At 55.2% G+C, this 2,975-nt stretch carries 2 protein-coding genes; both read left to right on the top strand.

The annotated features are described in order from the left end of the window. The first annotated feature begins 245 nt into the window (after window positions 1-245). Window positions 246-1,808 (top strand): sigma-54 dependent transcriptional regulator, encoded by a 1,563-nt coding sequence (locus K5905_RS30835; RefSeq protein WP_297591542.1) that lies wholly within the window; start codon window positions 246-248, stop codon window positions 1,806-1,808. A gap of 335 nt (window positions 1,809-2,143) precedes the next feature. Continuing rightward, window positions 2,144-2,975 (top strand): DUF882 domain-containing protein (locus K5905_RS30830; RefSeq protein WP_297591543.1); only part of this gene is annotated, 832 nt, incomplete at its 3' end.

Here is a 2,975-nt window from a genome sequence, read left to right as displayed (position 1 = left end):
TTCCTTCAGATCCTTTGCACCGTAGTCAGACATGGCTCACCCCCAAAGTCGCGTTTGAGCAGACATCGAAGCAAGAAGAGCAAAATTCCGGTTTTCACATCCTGTTTCGACAATCGAGTGAAGTCTCCAACTCCATTAAAAACTGCATTTTTAAGAAATTCAACCGAATATATGGACGATTTATTTACCCAATTCAGACCAGAATGGTTCGAAACGAGACAAATCCGGACAAACTGAATCAATCCATGCAAGCAATCAGCGGTAAAATTCTCATTGTTGACGACGACCCTATTCAGCGCAGGCTGCTTCAGGAGGCTGTCAAAAAATTCGGCTACCGGTCCAAGACCGCTGAAAACGGTGCGGAAGCCGTCCGCGTCATGAGTGGACCGGAATCCAGCGAGATTGACCTGATCATTCTCGACATGGTCATGCCCGAGCTGGACGGTCTCGGTGTTCTGGAACGGCTCCGTAGCGACAAGAATGCCACTCCGGTCATCGTGCAAACCGCGCATGGCGGCATCGACACGGTCGTGAATGTCATGAATGCCGGCGCTCAGGACTTCGTGGTCAAGCCGGTCGCCCCGGAAAGACTGAACGTATCGATCCGAAATCTTCTGAAAACGTCCGCTCTGGAAGACGAGATTACGAGATTCCGCAGCAAAGCCTCCGGCACACTGACCTTCACCGACATCATCACGCATTCGGCCGCCATGGAGCGTGTGATCAATCTCGGCAAGCGGGCCGCTGCTTCCAATATTCCGATCCTGATCGAAGGCGAAAGCGGTGTTGGCAAGGAAATGATCGCAAGCGCCATTCAGGGATCGAGCGACCGCAAATCGAAGCCGCTGGTAACCGTCAATTGCGGTGCCATCCCGGACAATCTCGTGGAATCCATCCTGTTCGGACACGAAAAGGGTGCCTTTACCGGGGCTGTCGACAAACATACCGGCAAGTTCCAGGAAGCCCATGGCGGCACGTTGTTCCTTGATGAGGTTGGCGAATTGCCGCAGGAAGTGCAGGTCAAGCTGCTGCGCGCCATTCAGGAAAACGAAATTGATCCGATCGGTGCCCGGCGCCCGGTCAAGGTGGATTTCCGGCTGATATCCGCGACCAACCGACGCTTGATTGACCAGGTGAAGGAAGGCGTATTCCGGGAAGATCTTTATTACCGTTTGAATGTTTTCCCGATCTGGATCCCGCCATTGAGGGACCGCCGGGAAGATATACCGGCTCTGACGCGCCACTTCCTGGCACGTTTTGCCGCGGAAGAAGGCAAACCTCAGGTCGCAGGTGTCAGCGTGGATGCAGTGGACATGTTGCAGGCCTACCACTGGCCCGGGAACATCCGCCAACTGGAAAATGCCGTCTTCCGGGCTGTCGTTCTTTGTGACGGCCCGCAACTGACGGTGCATGATTTCCCGCAGATCGCAGCCGCTGTGGATCAGACCGCCGACCAGCCGGTGACGGGCCATTCGTCATCCTCAACGTTCACATCCGCGTCGGCTCCCGCAGTTTCCACGCCCGCACCGACCGCGGTCGAAACCAGGCCTTCGGAACATCTTGCCCAACCGGTGGCACAATCCGGCTTTGAACTCGCTGCCCCATTTGGCTTCATGCGCAACCTCGATCAGGAAGGCCATGTGCGCAAACTCGCAGATATTGAGGAAGAGCTGATCCGCACGGCTATCAACCATTATTCAGGACGTATGACTGAAGTTGCCAGACGTCTCGGGATCGGCCGGTCCACGCTTTATCGCAAGCTGAAGGAATACGGTCTGGAAGAAGGCAACAAGGATGCAGCCGCATAAGCGGCCGCTTTCAGCCTGTTTTTCGGCCCTTTTTCCCGACAATTCGTCTCACAGTTCAAAATTGGACGATTTTTTGTCGCATTCTGCCGTTATCCAGCTTCGCGTGAAGGTTTTACCCTGAATTCGCATGTGCCGTTGCATTTCCGCCACGATTTTCGCACAAGCGAAATTAAGGTAAAAACTTCTTAACTTGCAGCGGTTAGGATATATCTCCTGCTGGGGAGCATGGGATGGGCGAAAGCCTTCAAAAAACGGCGAGATAGAGATTGCGTAACCGGTTAGTTGACTACGACGCCGTCGCTTGGCTGAAGCGCGCTGCAAAAGCGGCCGGCGCAATGGCGCTCGCATGTGTCTTTACGGCTGCAACCGCGCAGGCGGAAACCAGGACACTGAAGCTCTACAACACACACACCAAAGAACGTGTGTCGATCACCTTCAAGAAGAACGGGCGCTACGTTCCCGGCGGTCTGCGCGAAGCCAATCGCTTTTTGCGGGACTGGCGACGCAACGAAATCATCAAGATGGATCCCGAACTTCTCGATCTGGTCTGGGAAGTTTATAAGAAGGTCGGCGCAAGAGATTACATCTACGTCGTATCCAGCTACCGCTCTCCTGCCACCAACAACATGTTGCGCAAGCGCTCAAGAGGCGTCGCGAAAAACAGCCAGCACACGCTTGGCAAGGCCATGGATTTTTATATTCCGGGCGTCAACCTTTCCAAATTGCGCGCCACGGGCCTACGCAAAGAGGTTGGTGGCGTCGGCTATTATCCGCGATCCGGCTCCCCCTTCGTGCATATGGATACTGGCCGTGTTCGCCACTGGCCGAAGATGAGCCGTTCACAGCTTGCCAAGGTTTTCCCGAACGGCAAGACCTTGCACATTCCTTCCGACGGCAAGCCCATGGGTGGTTACAAACTCGCCCTGGCTGAGTCCAAATCCGGCAAGAAGGGATCTACCAGACCGACAATCGTGGCCTCGAATTCGCGCTCGAACAGCCCCAGCACGCGGGATCAAAGTCTGACAGCCCCCGGTGAGCCGACACGCGCATCTGCGAGCAACGACAATTCCTCAGGTGGCGGCAACCTGTTTGCCAGCCTGTTTGGTCGCGGTGGCGGCAAGGATACCGAAAAATCCAGTCGCCCGGGAGCAGTCGGCAACAAGCCCA

The sequence above is a fragment of the Roseibium sp. genome, assembly GCF_025698965.1.
GTDB lineage: Bacteria > Pseudomonadota > Alphaproteobacteria > Rhizobiales > Stappiaceae > Roseibium.
Note: the sequence above shows the minus strand (reverse complement) of the source record. Positions and strands in the feature narration are given on the sequence as shown.

Coding starts and splice junctions, on each gene's coding strand:
- K5905_RS30835 (WP_297591542.1), top strand. CDS start 246: ATGCAAGCAATCAGCGGTAAAATTCTCATTGTTGACGACGACCCTATT.